The sequence below is a fragment of the Yinghuangia soli genome, assembly GCF_021502675.1.
GTDB lineage: Bacteria > Actinomycetota > Actinomycetes > Streptomycetales > Streptomycetaceae > Yinghuangia > Yinghuangia soli.
The window spans coordinates 88,001-106,557 of the sequence record NZ_JAKFHA010000001.1; the positions used below are offsets into that span (position 1 = coordinate 88,001).

Genomic DNA, 18,557 nt, shown 5'->3' on the forward strand with positions numbered 1-18,557 from the left:
CGCCCGCACCGCGTTTGTTCTCCGCAGAGGCACCTAGCGGGGGAGACGGCACGGATGGGTTTCGAGGAGTTCGCGGCGGCGCGGCTGCCCGCGCTGCTGCGCTACGCCTACATGCTCTGCGGCGACCGGGAACTCTCCCGCGACATGACGCAAGAGGTGTTGGCCCGGGCCCTGGTCAAGTGGCGGCGGATCGAGGGCATGGACCGGCCGGACGCGTACGTCCGGACCATGCTCACCAACGAGTTCCTGTCGCTGCGCCGCCGGAAGGCGGTGGCCACCGTCGCGCTGACGTACGAGGCGCTCGACGGGCCGGCCGCACCGACCGCCGACGATCCGGCGCACGCCGTCGGCGAACGCGCCGACCTGTGGCAGCGCCTGGGCGCCCTGCCGCGGCGGCAGCGCGCCGTCATCGTCCTGCGCTACTACGAGGACCTCTCCGACGCCGAGATAGCGGACGCTCTCGGCTGCCGGCCCTCGACCGTCCGCGGCTATGCGGCCCGGGCGCTGGCCACGCTCCGGGTCGAGCTGTCCCAAGAGCCGGACGATCCCCTTGCGGGATCAGCGCCGGTACTCGCGGTACGAGACGGAGACGGTCGATGACCACGTACGACACCGAAGACCTGCGCAGCGCACTGGCCGCACATGCCGAAGACGCGCCCGAAGGCCGGGGAATCCTCGAAGCGGCCAAGCAGTCAGCCGACCGGAAGATCAGGCACCGCCGAAGGAATCTGGCCGTGGCGGGGGCGTTCACGTTGGTACTGACGACGGGATTGGCGACGGGGATGCTGCTGGGGCCGGGCGAGGAACGGTCGGGGGATGTGAACGTGACGACGCCGACGGGTGGGACGTCGACTGCTTCCGCGCCTCCTAAGCCCACTGCGGCACCGTTCACGTCCTATGCGGACCTGAAGCCGGGATCCGATCATTTCGTCCGGATCGAGCGGCTCATCGGCGACCGGCAATCGCTGACCATTCAGCCAAAGGCCGGTGCTCCCGACCAGATCTGGGCCGACGTCGTCATCTACGCGCCGGGCACCTTCGACCCGGCGCGGTACCTCTCCGGTGAAGAAGTCACCGTGCAGGGAACCCGCGGCTACTTCGCCGAACTCCCGGGGCAGTGGGCCGACCCATCGCCTTCCGGTCGGCCCGCGCCGCCCCTGCGTCAGCTCGCCTGGCAGGAACCCTCGGGCAGGTGGGTCGTCGTCACTCCGAGCGGCCCGCAATACGCCGCCGGAGGAATCAAGCGGGCGTCGATCATCGTCGCGGAGATGTTGCGGTTCCAGCAGACCGACTTCCGCGGGCCGGTCAAGTTGGGCGGCCTGCCGACCGGCTTCCTGCCACAGGCGGTCCAGGTGCAGGACGGAAGCATCCTGCTCGAGTTCTCGGACGCCCTGCCGACATCGAATCCTGCTCCTTTCCTCATGCCGATGACCAAGGGGTTCTCCGTGACAGTCGCCGACCGAAACCGCCCAGGCGGCTTCGGCCCGCTCGCCGATGCCGAACCACTGGAGCTGGAACAGGGGCAGGGCTGGTACGTCGACTGGTCCAAGAACCGCAACGGCATGGACGACCTCCGCGCGGGGATCGTCGTCGAGACCTCGACATGCCGGGTCCATTTCGGTGTCAGCGACCGGACCAAAGTCCCCCGCGCCGAGCTCGAGCGGATCGTGCGCGAGTCCGAGATCAAGGACTGCACCGACCCGACCACCTGGGTGAAGCCCCTCGGCTGAGCGCCGCCGCCCACCCGGCCGGCACCCCGTGCGCCTCCGCTACCCGGAGGCCGGGGTGTCGGCCGGTGCGCATAAGGTCGGAGCCGTCCGATTCGCCGTCCACGCCGGAGGTCTCCGCACATGGGGTCGACCGCTCACGCCGATCCCCGTCCGGCGTCCGTTTCTCCCGATTTCCTCGAGTCCCCGTACAGCGGTTACGTCTACTCGTACCCGCACAAGACCGCGTACCGGCCGCTCTCCCCCGCCCCCGCGCTGCGCGACGTGTGGGCGGGCGAGGATCTCTCTGCGCTGTTCCTGTACTTCCACATCCCGTTCTGCGAGATGCGCTGCGGTTTCTGCAACCTCTTCACGCGGACCGGTGCCCCCGCCGAGCTTGTCGACCGCTACCTCGACGCGCTCGCGCGCCAGGCCCGGGCCGTACGCGAGGCGATACCCGGCGCGTCCTTCGTGAACGCCGCGATCGGCGGCGGCACTCCGACATACCTCGAACCCGCCGAGCTGGAACGCCTCTTCGCGATCGCGACCGACGTCATGGGCGCGCGGCTCCCGGGCCTCCCGCTCTCGGTCGAGACCTCCCCCGCCACCGCGACCCCCGACCGGCTGGCCGTCCTGTCCGCGTACGGCACGACGCGCGTCAGCATCGGGGTCCAGTCCTTCGACGACGCCGAGGCCCGGGCCGCGGGGCGTCCGCAGCGGCGCGCCGAGGTGGAGACCGCCCTCGCCGCGATCCGGGACGCTGCGATCCCGTCCCTCAACATCGACCTCATCTACGGCATCGACGGGCAGACCGAGGCCAGTTGGCTCGCCTCGATCGACGCCGCGCTCGGCTGGCAGGCCGAGGAGATCTACCTCTACCCGCTCTACGTCCGGCCGCTGACCGGCCTGGGCCGGCGCGCGGTCTCGCGGGCCGACTGGGACGCGGACCGCCTCGCGCTGTACCGGGCGGGTCGCGACCACCTGCGCGCGGCGGGCTATGAGCAGGTGTCCATGCGCATGTTCCGCCGGGCCGACGCGCCGCGCGATGCCGACACCGGGTACTGCTGCCAGCGCGACGGCATGGTCGGGCTGGGCTGCGGGGCCCGCTCGTACACCTCCGACCTGCACTACTCGTTCGACTACGCGGTCGGCATCGGCGAGGTGCGGGCCATCATCGACGAGTACGTGGCACTCGACCAGGACGCCTTCTCCAGTGCCCGGGTCGGTGTCCGAATGGACCGCGCCGAGGCGCAGCGCCGGACGCTGATGGTCTCTCTGCTGCAGGCCGAGGGGCTCGATCCGGCCTTCTACCGCGCCCAGTTCGGCACAGACCCGGCTGCCGACTTCGCCGCCGAATTGGGCCGCCTGGCCGATGCGGATCTCGTTGCGGTGTCCCCCGACCGGATCGTGCTCACCGACGAGGGCCTGGCCTGGTCGGACGCCATCGGGCCGGCGCTGTTCTCGGAGCAGACGGCGCAGCTGATGGACGGGTACCGGCTCAGGTGACGGCTCCTGAGGGACCGGCGCCGACCGCCACTCCGGCTCCGTCGACACCGCAGCCCACACCCGGTCGACGCACCCAGTTGCCGCTCCTGGCCGCCTCCGACGCGGCTCCCGCGCCCACGACCATCACCTCCCCCGACCACCTCACGATCCTCTACCGAGGCCCGCTCGCCTCGTGCGACTACGACTGCGGCTACTGCCCGTTCGCCAAGCGCCGCGACACCCCCGCCCAGTTGCGCGTCGACCGGGCCGCGCTGGAGCGGTTCGCCGGGTGGGTGGCGGACGCTCCCGAGCGCATCTCGGTGCTCTTCACGCCGTGGGGCGAGGGACTGACCCGTTCGTGGTACCGGCGTACTCTCGCCGAGTTGTCGCACCTCCGGCACGTCGACCGCATCGCGATCCAGACCAACCTGGGCACCCGCCCCTCCTGGACCGAGGCCGCCAATCTGGACACGCTCGCACTGTGGGGGACGTACCACCCGGACCAGGTCCCGTACGAGCGCTTCGTCGCCCGCTGCGGCGAACTGCGTTCCCGCGGCGTGCGTTTCAGTGTCGGCGTGGTCGGTCTCCCGGAGCATCTGGCGGCCGCGCGCCGCCTGCGCGATGACCTCCCCGCGGAGGTCTACCTGTGGGTCAACGCCGCCGAAGGTCACACGTACACCGACGCCGAGGCCGCCGACTGGGCGGCCCTCGACCCGCACTTCGCCTTCAGCCGGCACGCCCACCCGTCCGCGGGCCACGCCTGCCGGACCGGCGAGTCCGTGGTGAGCGTGGACGGCGAAGGCACGGTACGCCGCTGCCACTTCGTCCCCGAGGTCCTGGGCAACCTCTACGACGGCTCGTTCCGTACCGCGCTGGGCCCCCGTCCGTGCCCCAAGCCGGTCTGCGACTGCCACATCGGCTACGTCCACATGCCGGAGCTGCCGCTGTACGACGTCTTCGCGGGCGGCATCCTCGAACGCATCCCGGCCCTCTGGCCGCCCGCGGCCAACACGGTGGCCGACACGGTGACCGACACCGCGGCCCGCCGAACGGGTGAAAGCACGCGGGCCTGACGAGCTTCTGCCGGTCAGGCGTGTTTGTGTCTTTCCGTACCGTTCATCCTGAGGGGAATCATGCGTCGATCCTCGGTCCTTCGGCATGCCCGCCGCACCGCCGTCCTGTGCGCCGCCGCGCTGCTCGCCGTGCTCCCCGCCACTGGGACCGCGGCCGGCTCGCAGGCCGCACCCGTGCACGGCATCGGCAATTTCCCCATGGCTCTGCTGGCATCGCTGGCGACCCCGGATGCCGCTCCGCCCGGCGCCGACGACTGGAACTGCCGGCCCACTGCGGCCCACCCGCGGCCGGTGGTCCTGCTGCACGGCACGCTCGAGAACGCGTTCGCCAACTGGAACCGGCTCGCGCCGGCCCTGAAGAACGCCGGCTACTGCGTCTTCGCCCCGAACTACGGTGCGCTGCCCGGTGAGCCGTTCAAGGGGACCGGCGACATCGCGGTCTCCGCACAGGAGATCGCCGCGTACGTCGACCGGGTGCTGGCGGCGACCGGCGCCCGGCAGGTCGACCTGGTCGGGCATTCCCAGGGCGGCGGCGTCATGCCCCGCCAGTACCTGCGCTTCGCGGGCGGCGCCGACGCGGCCGATCCGACCCGCAACAAGGTGGGCCGGCTCGTCGGGATCACCCCGAGCAACCACGGCACCGCGGTCGGGAACCTGGGCGCCCCGCTGGTGGGGATCCTCGGCCCGCTTGTGGACCCTGTGCTGCTCCCGGGGCTGGACGGTCCGTGGGCCGAACAGCAGTCCGTGGGCTCCGCGTTCAACAAGCGACTGGATGCGGGCGGCGACACCGAGCCTGGGGTCGAGTACACGGTCATCGCCAGCCGCGCCGACGAGGTGCTGGTCCCGTTCACGAACTCGTTCCTGACCGCGGGCCCGGGCGCGACGGTGCACAACATCGTCCTGCAGGACGTGTGCCCCACGGACTTGTCCGACCACCTCGACGCCTCGTACGACCCGGTGGTCGTCCGCCTCACGCTCAACGCCCTCGACCCGGCCCAAGCCGTCCCGCCGCACTGCAACCTGCTCACCCTCCCGGTCGTGGGCGGCCTGCTCCTGTAGGAACACGAGGCCGAAAACCCAACTCGGCGCGCCGGCACGGCGGAACCTCTATCTGCCGCGCCTGCACCGGACCCGGACGATCTGGGACGTGGCGTACGAGATCGAGGCCTTCCACGACGGGGTCGACCAGGCCGGCGGCGCCCGTCCGCGGCGCGCGTACCCGCATGAGACCGCTTGCCCACAGCCCACGGGCACAGCCCGCAGCCTGCTTCCCGCAGCCCACCCCGGGCATCTTCGTCGAGTCTTCTATCGACCTGACCAGCGTGGATAGGCCAAAGTCCCTCGATTTTCCGGGCCTTCCCCTTGGTACGGTCCGCCGCATGTTCTCCCTCGCGGAACCTCCGCTGTTCACCCGCCTGAAGTCCTGCGACCGCATCCTGATCGCCGGTGCAGGCGGCGGATTCGACGTCTATGCCGGCCTGCCGCTTGCCCTCGCGCTGTGGGACGCGGGCAAGCAAGTGCACTTGGCGAACTTGTCCTTCGTCGGCGTCGACCGGCTGCCGAAGCGCGACATGCTGCGGCCGGGCGTCGCGGCGGTAGTGCCGGACACCGGTGGCGAGAGCGGGTATTTCCCGGAGCGGTCGTTGTCCCGCTGGCTTGAGCAACAAGGCCTGCCCGCAACAGTGTTCGCGTTCCAGATGACCGGGGTGCGGCCTCTGGCGGCGGCGTACCGGACGCTCGTCACGCTGCTCGATCTGGATGCGATCGTGCTCGTGGACGGCGGCACCGACATCCTGATGCGCGGCGACGAGGCGGGCCTGGGCACCCCCGGCGAGGACATGACGAGCCTGGCCGCGGTCGACGCCGTCGAGGTCGGCACGAAGCTGGTGGCCTCGCTGGGGTTCGGGATCGACGCGTACCACGGGGTCTGCCACGCGCACGTCCTGGAGAACCTCGCCGCCCTGGACCGCGACGGCGGCTACCTGGGCGCGGTCTCCATCCCGCGCGACTCACGCGAGGGGCGGCTGTACGTCGAGGCGGTCGCGCAGGCGAATGCGGAGACCCCGTCGCGCCCGAGTATCGTGCACGGATCGGTCGCCGCGGCGGTAAGCGGCGAATTCGGGAATGTGCCGCTCGGCAAGCGCACGGCGGACAGTGAATTGTTCGTCAATCCGCTGATGGCGATGTACTTCGCGGTCGAGTTGGAGGCGCTGGCCCGGCGCAATCTGTATCTGGACCGCCTGGGCGGGACGTACACGATGTGGGACGTGGTCCGCGAGATCGAGGCGTTCCGCGACGAGGTCGATCCGATCCGCCCGCGGCAGGCGTACCCGCACTGACACGAGGCCGCGCCCGGACCCGCCAGGGGCTCGTGAACTGCGGCAACGACAAAGGCGAGGACTCAAGTGAGTTCCTCGCCATGCTCAACTTATACCGCATGGGGGGCCTTGTGGCAAGGCCCCCCATGTGCCGCAGAATCGCTGATCTCAGCCCGGCAACCTGCGGAAATCGGAGATTCACCAAGTGCGTTTGCGCCCCTCGGCAATGAACACTCTGGACACCAGCGCTTTCGACCTTCCCCAGCAGTTGTCCCTCAAAGCCGACCCGAAGCTCATCGCCGGCGACGAAGCGCACTTCGCCGCCATCGCGGAAAGCCTCGAGCACGCGATCGCGGAATTGTCCGAGCGCCTCGACGCCGAGCTCGCGGCGCCCGGCGGCGCGGGCCAGGCGGCCATGGAGCGCGACCTGGAGATCCACCGGCTGACCGGGCGGCTGCGGGCGCTGCGCCGCTTCGGCCTCGACCTGTGCCTCGGCCACGTCGTACGCGCGGACGACGACGAGCCGCTGTACATCGGCCGCCTCGGCCTGACCGACGCCGACGGGCGCCGGCTGCTGGTCGACTGGCGGTCGCCCGCGGCCGAACCGTTCTTCGCCGCGACGCACGCCGACCCGATGGGGCTGGCGAGCCGCCGCCGCTACCGCTGGACGCGCGGCCGCATCACCGACTATTGGGACGAGGTCTTCACCGCGGAGGGCCTCGAGGGGCACGCCGCGGCCCTCGACGACCAGTCGGCGTTCATTGCGAGCCTGGGCGGCAACCGGTCCCCGCAGATGCGCGACGTGCTGGCCACCATCCAGGCCGACCAGGACGCCATCATCCGGGCCGGCTCGCGCGGCGCGCTGGTCGTGGACGGGGGGCCGGGCACCGGCAAGACCGTCGTCGCACTCCACCGCGCGGCGTACCTGCTGTACTCCGACCCGCGGCTCGGCCACAACCGGGGCGGGGTGCTGTTCGTCGGACCGCACCAGCCGTACCTGAACTACGTCGCGGACGTGCTGCCGAGCCTGGGCGAGGAGGGCGTGCGGACCTGCACGGTCCGGGACCTCGTCGCCGAGGGCGCGACCGCGCCGGCCGAGGCCGACCCGTCCGTCGCCGTGCTCAAGGCGACCGCCGACATGGTCGCGAAGGCGGTCGAGGCGGCGGTCAAGTTCTACGAGGAGCCGCCGAAGAACGGCATGACGGTCTCGACCGACTGGGCCGACATCCGGCTGACCGCCCGGGACTGGGCCGAGGCGTTCGCCGCCGCGGGCCCGGGCACGCCGCACAACGAGGCGCGCGAGCTGATCTGGGACGAGCTGGCCACGATCCTGTTCGACAAGCTGGGCGCGGACGAGGACGAGGTCTCGCCCGACCTGTTCCGCAGGTCGCTCCGCTACGACGCCGAGCTGTCCGCCGCGCTCAACCAGGCCTGGCCGCTGCTGGAGCCGACCGACATCGTGGGCGACCTGTGGTCGGTGCCCGCGTACCTGCGCATGTGCGCGCCGTGGCTGAGCCCGGACGACGTCCGCAAGCTGCAGCGCAAGGCCGACCCGCAGGCCTGGACGGTCTCCGACCTGCCGCTCCTGGATGCGGCCCGGCAGCGTCTCGGCGACCCCGCGGCGTCGCTGCGCAAGCGCCGCCAGGCTGCGGAGGCCGACGCGGAGCGCGAGCTGCGGGCCGGCGTCATCGACAACTTGCTCGAAGCCGACGCGGACGGCGAGGGCGCGATGACGATGCTGCGCGGGCAGGACCTGCGGGACACCCTGATGGACGAGACCGCGGCGCCCGGCGTGGTCGACCCCCTCGCCGGGCCGTTCGCCCACATCGTCGTCGACGAGGCGCAGGAGCTGACCGACGCGGAATGGCAGATGCTCCTGCTGCGCTGCCCGTCCCGCAGCTTCACGATCGTCGGCGACCGCGCGCAGGCCCGCGACGGCTTCGCCGAGTCGTGGCAGGAGCGGCTGAAGCGCATCGGCCTGGACCGGATCGAGATGACCTCGCTGACGGTCAACTACCGCACGCCCGAGGAGGTCATGACAGAGGCCGAGGCGGCGATCCGGGCCGAACTGCCGGACGCCAACGTCCCGACGTCCATCCGCAGCAGCGGCATTCCGGTCGTGCATGGTTCCGCGGACGAGTTGGAAGACCTGCTGGGCGCGTGGGTCCGGGAGAACCCGGAGGGCACTGCCTGCGTCATCGGCGACCCGTCCTTCGAGCCGACGTCCCGGATCAAGTCGCTGACGCCGAGCCTTGCCAAGGGCCTGGAGTTCGACCTGGTCGCGGTCGTCGACCCGCAGGACTTCGGCACCGGCATCGCGGGGGCGGTCGACCGCTACGTCGCGATGACGCGCGCGACGCGGCAGCTGGTGGTCCTGACCAGCTCCTGACACCCGTAAATGGCTGTGGCACCGGACCCTTCAGTCCGGTGCCACAGCCATTGCTTGGTCCCGCCTCAGGTCTCCCGAGCCGGGTGGTACTCGGCCTCGGTCAGCCCGAACGTCCAGGCCACGCCGGCCCGTGCGGTGGTGGTGGTCGGCGGGACGCGCAGCCAGTACGTACGCGTGGTCCCGTCCGGTTCGGGCGTGGAGTTGAGGACCTCGACCATGACCACCGGCTCGTCGTTCGGCAGGTCGATGCGCCACAGCACACCGGTGGCGTCGCGGTGCAGCGGCCGGGCGCCGACCTCCTCCAAGTACCGGTCGTAGCCGTAGATTTCCAGCATCACGCGGCGCAGCTCGGCGTTGGCCTCCCGGCGGATCCGGTTGGCGTCCAGGCCGCTCCCCTGCGGCCCGAGGCCGGTGACGAAGTCCGCCGGGATCGGCATCCCGCGCCACGCGTGCAGCGCGAAGCCGTCGGGGAACGCCAGCGCCGGGCCTTCGCCGCTGTGCAGCCGGGCGTTCTCGTCGCGCTCCAGGGCGACCGGCCGCTCGGCGGCGAGCACGACCCCCTCGTACGGCCACCACCATCCACCGGCCCGCGCCACCCGGCCCACCGCGTCCAGTGCCTCAGCGGCCGGCGAGTCCCCCAACTCCGGGAAGCAGCGCCGCAGTCCGTCGAACGCCGCCAGCCACGCCGCGTCGTGCTGGCCGCCCAGCGCGTCCAGCGTCGCCGCGCGCGCCTCGACCGCGATGGTCCGCGAGGCTGCGTCCGTCCCCCGCGCCGCGGACCCGCGTCCCATGGCGCCGGGCGCAACTCCCCCGCGAGCACCGGACGTCGTGTCCCCCACGGCTACGGCAACAGCCGCCTCCACGCCTTCCCGGATCCGCGCCGACAGCCCGGTCGTCGGCGCCCACAGCCGGTCCGCGATCTCGTGCCAGGCCTGCGCCCAGACGGCCTGCCCCAACTGCGCGGCGGCCTCGGTCCGCGCCCGCTCCCACGTGGCGGCCCGCAGCTTGTCCCGCACGGACTTGCCCGCCCGCGACCCGGCCGGCGCCCGCACCGGCAGCCCCAGCGCCGCAAGCGCCTGCGGCTTGAACGCCCCGGAGATCACCGTCGCCGCCACCGAGGCCGCGAGCGGCGAGTCGTACCAGAGCACCTTGTGGGGCGGGACCAGCCCGGCAGCCCGATACGCGTCCCGGATCCCCTCCTCCGCAGCCGCCCGGTCCGCAGGCCCGGTCGCCGCCGCGATCGCCGCCCACTCGTCGGCCGCCTCCGCAAGCGTCGCGCGGTGCGCAAGAGTGAGCTCCCGACGGGCAAGCGCTCCAGTGCTGGTCACGGTCACAACTCCTCGCGGGGGAAGGTCAGGAAAGAACCGGACGCACAACAAGCCGCCCCGGGTCCCAGTCCGACGCTCTCTCCGCCGAACACCTCCAGCATTGCAGCCCCCGACGACATCACCTCCGGCGCTTGGCAGGATCACCCCATGGGCAATTCCAAGGTCGCGGCCATGTTCCGCAGCTCCGACGAAGCAGCGGCGGTACGTATCGCCGGTGAGCTCTTGGACCTGGCGATCGTCGCCCCGTACGCAAGCCTTGACGTCCAGGCCGACCTGATGACACCTGAAGAGGTACTGCGCTGGGAGGCCACGTACCCGGGCGGATGCGGCTTCCACTGCCCCGCCTCGGCGTACCCGGATGGCGACGTCATGATCCCCAGGTCGGCACTGCAGGGACCGGAGACCGCCCTCACCGCCTACCTTCCGGCGTGGCTGTGGATCATCGATGCACCCCTCGATCTCGCACCCCGAGCCCTGTCCGCCCGCGGCACCGCACCGGCCCTGCTGAGCTGGGACATCGAGTGGCCTGCTGAGCGCGCCTGGGGCCTCGACTTCGAGGGCAAGTACGGCCAGATCGACCTGGCCTTGAACTGCCACTTCTGGGACGGCGACGAACTGGCCCGCACCGACGACTTCACCGTCTACATCCACGACTACGGCAGCCAAGTCATGCGCCGCGCCGAGCGACTCGCCTACCAAATCGGCCACGAAGTACTCGGCGGCCCGTACCACGGCACGTAGTCGCGGCATGGGGATACCTCGCCGCCCGATCCTGCCCAGCCTCCACTCTCCGGAGCACTGATGGCCATCGAGATCGTCTACGAGACCCACTCCACCACCACGGACAACGAGGCCGGCATCGCCACCGGCTGGCTCCCGGGGCAACTCTCGGAACTCGGCCGCCGCCAGGCGCGGGAACTGGGCACCCGACGCCCTGTCCACGACTTCGCTGCCATATTCACGTCCGACCTCCACCGCGCCGCCGAGACGGCCCGCATCGCGTACCCGAACGGCTCGCCGACGATCCGGCAGGACAGCCGCCTACGCGTGTACTCACGTACCGACAGCTGGACAGCCAGGAGGCGGAAACCGAGCTGATACCGCGCGCCATTGTCGAGCACTTCTACCGCGACCTACTTGAAAACCTCCGGGGCAGGTCATTGTCCTCTCGGATGGCAGCGGCGCAGAGTGCCATGGGTTGCCGTGTGTCGCCAAGAGGTCCCGCGCGTTCTGGCCCGGTCGGTCGGAAGGCCATGGGCTGATGCGACTGCTCTTGGTCGAAGGTCCAGTTGCTGGACCATAGGGTGCATCGACGTGCGCCGGTCCCCCGCACGGCCCTTCCGTATCGCACGTGCGCTGGGATTCATGTACCTGATCAGGACGTAACGGAGATCGCTCCGGGCTGACTGAGGTGAGCGCTACTGGCACCTTGCGGACCTGCGCCAGGAGTCGAAACACCGCTGGCATCTCGGCACGGCGCGGCGGACCATCAGCGGGGTGGTTCCGTATCCGCTGGGCTCGCATTCTCGGCTTGCTCGATCTCGGCTACGTAGCGCCGCAGTTCTTCCAGCGTCTGCGCTGCGGGGGCAAAGCCGCCCTCGGCGGCCACGTTGAGCCAGACCTCCGCTTCCGCCAGTTCGCCTCTGTTGGCCAAAAACTGTCCGAGCACGCACGCAGCTTGAATGTGATCGCGTTCCGCAGCCGTGCGGCACCAGTGTTCCGAATGTTCGAGCTCGTCGCGTGCCGCCAGGAGCCTGGCGTAGCAGAAGGCCGCATCGCTGTGTCCTGATTCGGCAGCATGCCGGTACCAGCTCTCGGCTTCCTCCGTCTCGCCTCGATCCTCCATCCTCGAAGCCAAGTTGTATGCCGAGCCGGGGATTATCGGGGCTGCCTTGGCCCACCACCTCTCGGCTTCTTCAGGTTCGTCTCGCTGGTAGTGCAGTGCCGCCAGATTGTGAGCGGCCGCAGGTTCGTCTGCGAGTGCGGCCCAACGCAACAACCCCTCGGCCGCCTGCATGTGGCCAGCGCCTACAAGCGCGAGGGCACGTTCGTTCAGCTTTCCGGGCCCCTCAGGGGTCTCGGCCAAGTCCCGCCACAATGATTCGGCCTCGTCGATGCGGTTCCCAGCGGCGAGCATGGCGATCAGGTTCACCGTGGCCAACTCGTCTCCGCGCTCGGCTCCCTGGCGGTACAAGGATTCAGCCTCCTCGGCGTCACCCCTCGCATGCACAAGACTTGCCAAGTTGTTGAACGCCCCGACGTATCCGGACGCCGCGGCACGCCTGAACCAGGGTTCCGCGTCTTGGGGTCGTCCACGGCGAGCCATGGCACAGGCGAGGTTGAACGCGCCGACTTCGCTGCCCGTTTCGGCGGCCTTCCGGTACCAGTCCTCCGCGTCGTCCTGTCGTCCTTCCTGAGCCGCGAGAACCCCCAATTCGTTCGCGGCGTCGGTGTTCCCGCCTTCCGCCGCGACGATCCACCAAGACTCCGCAGCGGCCTTGTCGCCGCGCGATTCGGCCAGCCGTGCGAGCTGGTACGCGGCGGTGATGTCACCTTGGGCGGCTGCCTGCTCGAAGAACCACACGGCTTTGTCGAGCCTGCCACGCCGATGTTGAATGGCGCCCAGCACCAACAGTGCCTCAGACGAACCGAGCCCGACGGCCCGCAGCAGGAAGTCGACGGCCTCTTCTTCGGCGCCGCGTCGATAAAGCGAGTGCCCGAGACACAACGCCGCGTTCGCATAGGCTCCGCTGTGACTGTCCGGCGGCCCCCACAGGAGCAGGAGTACCGTCGTCTCAGCGTCTGACCCGGGGGTTTTCACATCCACGCCACCGTGACCGTCGACACCCCAGGACAGTACGCGGCGCCACCACATCTCGGCGTCAAGCGTCTCGCCTCGTGCAGCGAGAATCATCCCCAACGTGGTGCCAGAGGGGGCGTAGCGGCCTTCAGCGCCCTTGCGAAGCCAACGCTCCGCTTCCTCGAACCGGCCAAGCTGGGCCAACGCCAGGAACAGATGCTGGGCTGCCACGGGCATGCCCACCTCAGCGGCTCGTTCCCACCACCGAATACCCTCGTCGACGTTTCCACGCTGCACCAGGAGAGTGCCCAGATTCAGTTGGCCGACGACGTCCCCTCGTTCGGCGCTGCGGCGAGCGAGTTCCTCGGCCTCGACCGCCTGCTCGTCAAGCACCAGGGTCGCGGCGAGACTGCTCATGGCGAGTGCGCTGCCGGCCTCGGCCAAGGGCCGCCACACCTCCGTGGCGACCTCCCAGCGCATCGCGGATACGGCGGCGATGCCGATCATCTGGCGATCGGCGACGCCGGCGATTTCCAACGCAGCGGACCACACCGCGGACGACACTGGCGCGGAGGCGCTGTCACGAGCTGACGAGTCCACAAGGTAGTCGAAGGCGCGCCAAGTACCCTCCACAACGCCAGGCATGAGCAGACTGGTCACCCCGTAGCGCACGTGCGTGGCCCATTCCAACGCTGCTGCGAAGGATTCCGGACGCAGGACCATTCCGCCCGCCCGTGTGAGGAACTCCGCGTGCAGATCTCTGAGCGTGCGCTCGGGGATATCGCCGGAGAAGCCTGCTCGTGCCAGATCGACAGCACTTGCGACGACTGCCGCCCCGCGGGGGTGGCCGCCGCTGGAGGACGGACGGCAAGCGTTGAGCCATTCACTCCAGAGGAACGGGCCGGTGGCCAGATACTCGGCGATGCCGTAAGGCCCATGATGCGCATGGGCGTCAGCAAGGCGCGGATCGTCACAAGCGGCCACACGCGCAAGTTCTGCTGCGGTCCATAGCCGGGGAACTCTGAGGGGATCGGCGAGGTTCAAGATTCTCGCCCCGGTGTCGGCCAAGGCTTCTATATGACCAGCCCCGCCGACCAGGGTGTGTGGGTGTGCGCGAGCCGCACGCAGGGTGTCGAAGCGTTCGTCCCGCAAGGTCCCGATCACCACGACATGACACTGGATCAGCGCAGCCAGCATTTGGGGATCCAACCCATGCTGACCAAGATGGTTGTCCAGGTCATACAGCCACAGCACGACCCCTGCTCCGTTGCGACGGCTGAACTCGGCCGCCTGGACCAGGCCTCGCAGATCGGCGGCGCGGGAGGGGACGACAACCCGGTGGTCCGCAAGGACCGCGCGCATGCCTTCGAAAGCCGTCCGCGACTTTCCCGCAGTGGAGTCACCTGTGAGGAGGACGAACCCGCCTGACTCCGCCGCCCCTTGCAACCTCACGCGAAGCTCGGCATCGACGTCGCGGAGAACGTACGGAGGCAATGGCGACGCGTCCGCGGAGGCGTCAGAACGCGCGCGGTGCACGCCGAGAATCAGCGGGTCCGCATGCTCCACCAGCGGCCAAGCCTCCGGTGGCGGCAGCGGGACGCCCCCCGAAGCGGCGGCGTAGTAGTGAAGATTCTCGATCTTTCCCGCAGCGGGACCGAGGAACTCGTTGCTGTGAAAGCTGACGACGTCGCCTTCATGCGTAGTCACGGGCTGGCCGTTTACGGTGACGTCATGGGGCCCTTGCCCACAACGGGGCCGTAAAAGGTGTTGTGGTGGAACTCAACATGGTCCCCGCGGTACGTGACGACGTCCGCATCCGTCGACAGGTCCTCAAGAATCTCCCTGAGCTCCGCCGCTGCGGCCGGGTCCGCGGCAAGCAGCCGGCGCAGTCGCACCCGCCACTCGACCTCCAGTTCCTCAGCTGCCTGCATGCTCCTGTCGTCCCCAGCGGCCAACAACTCGCTTCGAGAGGAGTCCAGTTCGGAGGCGACAAGTTCTTCCTGCTCAGGTCGTGTGCGCCCGAACAACGCCGCGATGCGGGTCCTGCCGTGCTCCCACGCGTCCGAAGCCATCAATCCCACTAGCGTCGTCGCGCCGCTCGCGGCGAGCGCTGCAAGCTCAGCTTCCACCAAGACTCTCCCCTCGCAACTCAACGCGGCTTTACTACATTAGGGCCGGGCGCGGCCTCGTGCGTTGATGTCGGAGTGTTCGTCACCGAAGCCAAGTGCACGTAGCACGTGAGCGACGAGCTGGTACGGACGGCGGCTGTGGAGCTGAGCCGTTCTTGATGTGACGGTGGCCCGCGCCGAGGCTGATGCCCTGGGCGACGACCTTCAGCGCCAGCACGGACTTCGTCGTGACGCTCGACGTCCAAGACGGCTCTGCAGTCGGCCGGTTCGCGCATCCCGCCTCGTTCCTGAGGATGCGCTCTCAGCGGCTGGATCGCCGGAATTGGCCGGACACCGGAAAAGCCGAACCTGTCGACCTCGACGTTTCGTGGAAGCCGCTCGACGGGCCACTCGGAGGCTTCGGCGAGTACGTCATGGGCTTGCCACTGCCGGGCGTCTTCCACACCACCGGCGGAGCAGCCGACGCCCATGACGGAGAGCGGTACTTGTGGCTGGCGCGGGAGGGCAAAGTCGCCTCGTCGTCCGCGCACAGGGCAATTCCTCAACCACCCTTGAGTCAACGGATCAAGGCGTACGGTGGAGTGGGATCGATCTCGCACGTGACGGGCGGAACGATGGCGCAAACACTGGGCGACAACCTCAGGATGTACCGGCGTCGGGCCGGACTCAGCCAGGAAAAGCTCGCCGAGACAGCAGAGTTGAGCGTAGGGACGGTCCGTAAGGCGGAACAGGGCAAGGCCGTCGAGATGGCAACCCTGCACAAACTGGCGCGCGCGCTGAGCGTGGAGACCTCGGCGCTCCTCGCGGGAGGAGCGCCCGTACCGGTGGACCGCCACGACTCCAATCGGACGCTCCTGGTAGGCCTGCGCAAGGCGCTCACGCCGGTGGTAGGCCTCGCTCCCCAAAATGAAGTCAACAACAGTGCTGAGGACTTGCCGACGCTCGAAAGAGCGCTCCGCAAGGCAGGTGACCTATACCACGCGGATCGCTACGAAGAGGTTGCTCGGCAACTCCCAGCCTTGGTGGACGCATCCACCGCCGCCTTGGCTTCCGCTGCCAGCAGCGACCTGCGAACGTCCGCGCTCACCTTCCGATCGCAGACGTACGAACTCGCCGGTCGATTCCTCACGCAGACGCGGCAGTACGACCTGGCGTACCACGCTTTGGCGGCGGCCATCGAGGACGCCAAGGCTGCCGCTGACACGATGACCGGAGCGTCCGCGGTCAACGGCCTCGCGTGGCTTCTCCTGCGCCAAGGGCGCTTCGATGACGCCGAGACGCTTGCGTCGACGACCGCCGAGGTGATCGAACCGCGAATGTCCCAGCGCGAAGGCGAGCGCTACGCCGCATGGGGATGGCTGGCTCTCCGCGCCGCCGCAGCTGCCGTCCGCAACAACCGTGCACAGGAGGCCGAGGAGCATCAACGCATGGCCATGATGGCCGCGGTGGCGCTCGGGGGTGAGTACAGCGATCCGCGGCATCAGTGGTCCCGTTTCGGGCCGGTCACCGTGGCCATGAAAGCCGTCGAGGCGACGATGATCACCGGAGATGCCCGCACGGCGCTGCGCCAGGCGGACGAGGGACCATTGAGCGCTTACGGCCGCCGCAAGTCCGGGCGTCCTAGTGGCGACAACTGGCATCGGCACCGACTCGACGTGGCCCAAGCGAACCTGGCCCTCGGTCGGCATCAAGAGTCCATGGACGAACTGACCTACCTGCGCGCCCGCTCCCCCGAGTGGCTCCGCCACCAGAACTTGGGCAAGGACGTACTGAGCGGACTCCTCCACAAAAGAAAGCGCACGTTGACCGCGGAGATACGCAGCATGGCCGTCTTCCTCGAAATCACCGGTTAAGGGCTGGGGCACCCAGAGGTCCACAACAGGCCAACTACCACGCTACGTAGTAGTTCTCCTCCCTTGGCGCCCCAAGTACGACAGAGCTCTCCTGGGACTCGCCCGTCAGCGCTCGTACGGTCACCAGCAACCCACTCGTTGATCCGAGGGAGCGCCAGTGACCGACCCGAATCCGACGCCGCGCAGATCGCGTCGCCGACAGGCGAGCATGACCATTCGCGTCTACTCGGTCGCCCCTGATGGCACCGCCAGACAGATCAAACCGACGCAACGCTTCGAGGCCGTATGGCCGCCAGCCGCGGACGGCATCGACATGAACCCCATGGGCTACCCCGCTTGCCGGTGCGCACGGTGCCTCGCAACCGGCAGTAGCTCGTAGGGCGGCCGCAGCACAGCAGTCCTACGGCGACCGGGTGTGGTCAGGAGGATCGGTCCTTGGGGGCCTACCGGGTCGTGACCGTGGACGTTGTGGGCAGGATCGGCGTCTCCGGGATGTAAGAGCGTGGGACGGCGAAGACGACGAGCCAGTAGTCGGTGTCCGCGCATTGTGGCGGCGGGCTGGCGGTGTAGAGCAGTCTGCGCCATGTGGCGTCGACGCGCAGGGCCACCGTGCCGCCCGGGCCGATGTCGAGGCGGCGCTCCGACTCGTCCTCGCAACCGGGGACGGTGAAGGCGAAGTAGCGTTCCGTGGGCGCGGCTTCGGAAGGTAGGCCGCGGGCGGAACTCCGGTACAGAGACTCGAAATCCAGGTCCGGCGGCAACTTGGTCAAGCCGGGCATGTCGTTCGTCCATGCTTCCAGTGCTGCTGCGTCCGGCACTTCCTGCGGGCGGACGCCGGTGCCAGGAGCGCCGGTAACGAGGATCTCGACCGTCGGCTTCAATTCCGCCTGGCCCGGCGCCCGTCCTCCGAAGACGGGGCTCGCAGGAAGGAGGACACGGGGAACTACGAAGGCCGCCACGGCGGAACGGTGAAAGTCGCAGTTGCGGCGCTCCCTGTCGCCAGGAACGAAGCCAATACCCAAGTTGGCGTTGACGGCGTGCAGCGTGGGGGTGCCGGGCATACGGCACCCGAACATGAAGGACACCGTCACGATCACGTCTTCGCCGAAGTCGACAGGGCGCGGCGTCGGAAGCGTCCCACTGGAGACTGCGTCCCCAGCTCGGCCCGCGTCGAACTCGTCCTGCGAGTGCGCGACCTCGAAGATCTGAGCCGAGTTGGACACCTGGTCCGACAGCGCCAGCACTCCGGAGTCGATGCGGACGCCGCCCGGTTGGCGCCAGTCCCCTTCAGGCATGCCGGATACATCCCCGCCGGTCATCATTCCCGTGCAGCGGAACAGCAACGACAGCAGCAGGAGGATGCCGATCGCCGTGGCGACCACGCGAAGGGGCCGGAGGGATCTGTCCTCGTCCGGAGTCGACATGCGGCTTCGACGCGGCCGACCGGTCGGCGGTTCCACCTCGGTGCGGGCCGAC

At 69.5% G+C, this 18,557-nt stretch carries 14 protein-coding genes; 10 read left to right on the forward strand and 4 right to left on the reverse strand.

Features of this window, described 5'->3' with window-relative positions; genetic code table 11:
* Positions 1 to 54 precede the first annotated feature (54 nt).
* The 7 genes from LZ495_RS00405 (at position 55) to helR (ending at position 8,971) form a co-directional block, all read left to right on the forward strand.
* Positions 55 to 600 (forward strand): SigE family RNA polymerase sigma factor, encoded by a 546-nt coding sequence (locus tag LZ495_RS00405; protein ID WP_235049720.1) that lies wholly within the window; start codon positions 55 to 57, stop codon positions 598 to 600.
* Positions 597 to 1,730 carry a hypothetical protein gene (locus LZ495_RS00410; RefSeq protein ID WP_235049721.1) on the forward strand — a complete coding sequence of 378 codons (1,134 nt, stop codon included), beginning with the start codon at positions 597 to 599 and terminating at the stop codon, positions 1,728 to 1,730. The genes LZ495_RS00405 and LZ495_RS00410 overlap by 4 nt, the downstream gene beginning before the upstream one ends.
* Before the next feature lie 120 nt (positions 1,731 to 1,850).
* Positions 1,851 to 3,212: an STM4012 family radical SAM protein gene (locus LZ495_RS00415; protein ID WP_235049722.1), complete on the forward strand. Its 1,362-nt coding sequence runs from the start codon at positions 1,851 to 1,853 to the stop codon at positions 3,210 to 3,212.
* 122 nt (positions 3,213 to 3,334) lie between these two features.
* Complete coding sequence (locus tag LZ495_RS00420; protein WP_235050444.1) at positions 3,335 to 4,264, forward strand: STM4011 family radical SAM protein; 930 nt, start codon at positions 3,335 to 3,337, stop codon at positions 4,262 to 4,264.
* 60 nt (positions 4,265 to 4,324) lie between these two features.
* Positions 4,325 to 5,323, forward strand: a complete 999-nt coding sequence (locus tag LZ495_RS00425; protein ID WP_235049723.1) for an esterase/lipase family protein — start codon at positions 4,325 to 4,327, stop codon at positions 5,321 to 5,323.
* A 320-nt stretch (positions 5,324 to 5,643) separates the two neighbouring features.
* Positions 5,644 to 6,603 carry a DUF1152 domain-containing protein gene (locus LZ495_RS00430; protein WP_235049724.1) on the forward strand — a complete coding sequence of 320 codons (960 nt, stop codon included), beginning with the start codon at positions 5,644 to 5,646 and terminating at the stop codon, positions 6,601 to 6,603.
* A 205-nt stretch (positions 6,604 to 6,808) separates the two neighbouring features.
* Entirely contained in the window at positions 6,809 to 8,971 is a 2,163-nt protein-coding gene (gene helR, locus LZ495_RS00435) for an RNA polymerase recycling motor ATPase HelR (RefSeq protein ID WP_235049725.1), read from the forward strand.
* A gap of 65 nt (positions 8,972 to 9,036) precedes the next feature.
* Here the strand turns inward: helR and LZ495_RS00440 are convergent, their stop codons facing one another.
* Positions 9,037 to 10,299: a DUF6745 domain-containing protein gene (locus LZ495_RS00440; protein WP_372498499.1), complete on the reverse strand. Its 1,263-nt coding sequence runs from the start codon at positions 10,297 to 10,299 to the stop codon at positions 9,037 to 9,039.
* 147 nt (positions 10,300 to 10,446) lie between these two features.
* Here LZ495_RS00440 and LZ495_RS00445 point away from each other — a divergent pair, with 147 nt between their 5' ends.
* Complete coding sequence (locus LZ495_RS00445; RefSeq protein ID WP_235049726.1) at positions 10,447 to 11,040, forward strand: hypothetical protein; 594 nt, start codon at positions 10,447 to 10,449, stop codon at positions 11,038 to 11,040.
* Between the two features lie 60 nt (positions 11,041 to 11,100).
* Positions 11,101 to 11,397, forward strand: a complete 297-nt coding sequence (locus LZ495_RS00450) for a histidine phosphatase family protein (RefSeq protein ID WP_235049727.1) — start codon at positions 11,101 to 11,103, stop codon at positions 11,395 to 11,397.
* 391 nt (positions 11,398 to 11,788) lie between these two features.
* On the opposite strand, the gene LZ495_RS44600 is transcribed toward LZ495_RS00450, so the two are convergent.
* Positions 11,789 to 14,806: a tetratricopeptide repeat protein gene (locus tag LZ495_RS44600; RefSeq protein ID WP_235049728.1), complete on the reverse strand. Its 3,018-nt coding sequence runs from the start codon at positions 14,804 to 14,806 to the stop codon at positions 11,789 to 11,791.
* A gap of 11 nt (positions 14,807 to 14,817) precedes the next feature.
* A complete protein-coding gene (locus LZ495_RS00460; RefSeq protein WP_235049729.1) occupies positions 14,818 to 15,228 on the reverse strand; it encodes a hypothetical protein in 411 nt (136 codons plus the stop codon).
* A 227-nt stretch (positions 15,229 to 15,455) separates the two neighbouring features.
* Between LZ495_RS00460 and LZ495_RS00465 the strand changes: the two genes are divergently transcribed.
* Positions 15,456 to 17,081 (forward strand): helix-turn-helix domain-containing protein, encoded by a 1,626-nt coding sequence (locus LZ495_RS00465; protein WP_235049730.1) that lies wholly within the window; start codon positions 15,456 to 15,458, stop codon positions 17,079 to 17,081.
* A gap of 443 nt (positions 17,082 to 17,524) precedes the next feature.
* On the opposite strand, the gene LZ495_RS00470 is transcribed toward LZ495_RS00465, so the two are convergent.
* Positions 17,525 to 18,463: a hypothetical protein gene (locus LZ495_RS00470; RefSeq protein WP_235049731.1), complete on the reverse strand. Its 939-nt coding sequence runs from the start codon at positions 18,461 to 18,463 to the stop codon at positions 17,525 to 17,527.
* Positions 18,464 to 18,557: the final 94 nt, after the last annotated feature.

Bases quoted from the DNA above. Each gene is read 5' to 3' on its own strand.
- LZ495_RS00415 (WP_235049722.1), top strand. From the start codon at position 1,851: ATGGGGTCGACCGCTCACGCCGATCCCCGTCCGGCGTCCGTTTCTCCC.
- LZ495_RS00445 (WP_235049726.1), top strand. From the start codon at position 10,447: ATGGGCAATTCCAAGGTCGCGGCCATGTTCCGCAGCTCCGACGAAGCA.
- LZ495_RS00405 (WP_235049720.1), top strand. From the start codon at position 55: ATGGGTTTCGAGGAGTTCGCGGCGGCGCGGCTGCCCGCGCTGCTGCGC.
- LZ495_RS00450 (WP_235049727.1), top strand. From the start codon at position 11,101: ATGGCCATCGAGATCGTCTACGAGACCCACTCCACCACCACGGACAAC.
- helR (WP_235049725.1), top strand. From the start codon at position 6,809: ATGAACACTCTGGACACCAGCGCTTTCGACCTTCCCCAGCAGTTGTCC.
- LZ495_RS00410 (WP_235049721.1), top strand. From the start codon at position 597: ATGACCACGTACGACACCGAAGACCTGCGCAGCGCACTGGCCGCACAT.
- LZ495_RS00425 (WP_235049723.1), top strand. From the start codon at position 4,325: ATGCGTCGATCCTCGGTCCTTCGGCATGCCCGCCGCACCGCCGTCCTG.
- LZ495_RS00430 (WP_235049724.1), top strand. From the start codon at position 5,644: ATGTTCTCCCTCGCGGAACCTCCGCTGTTCACCCGCCTGAAGTCCTGC.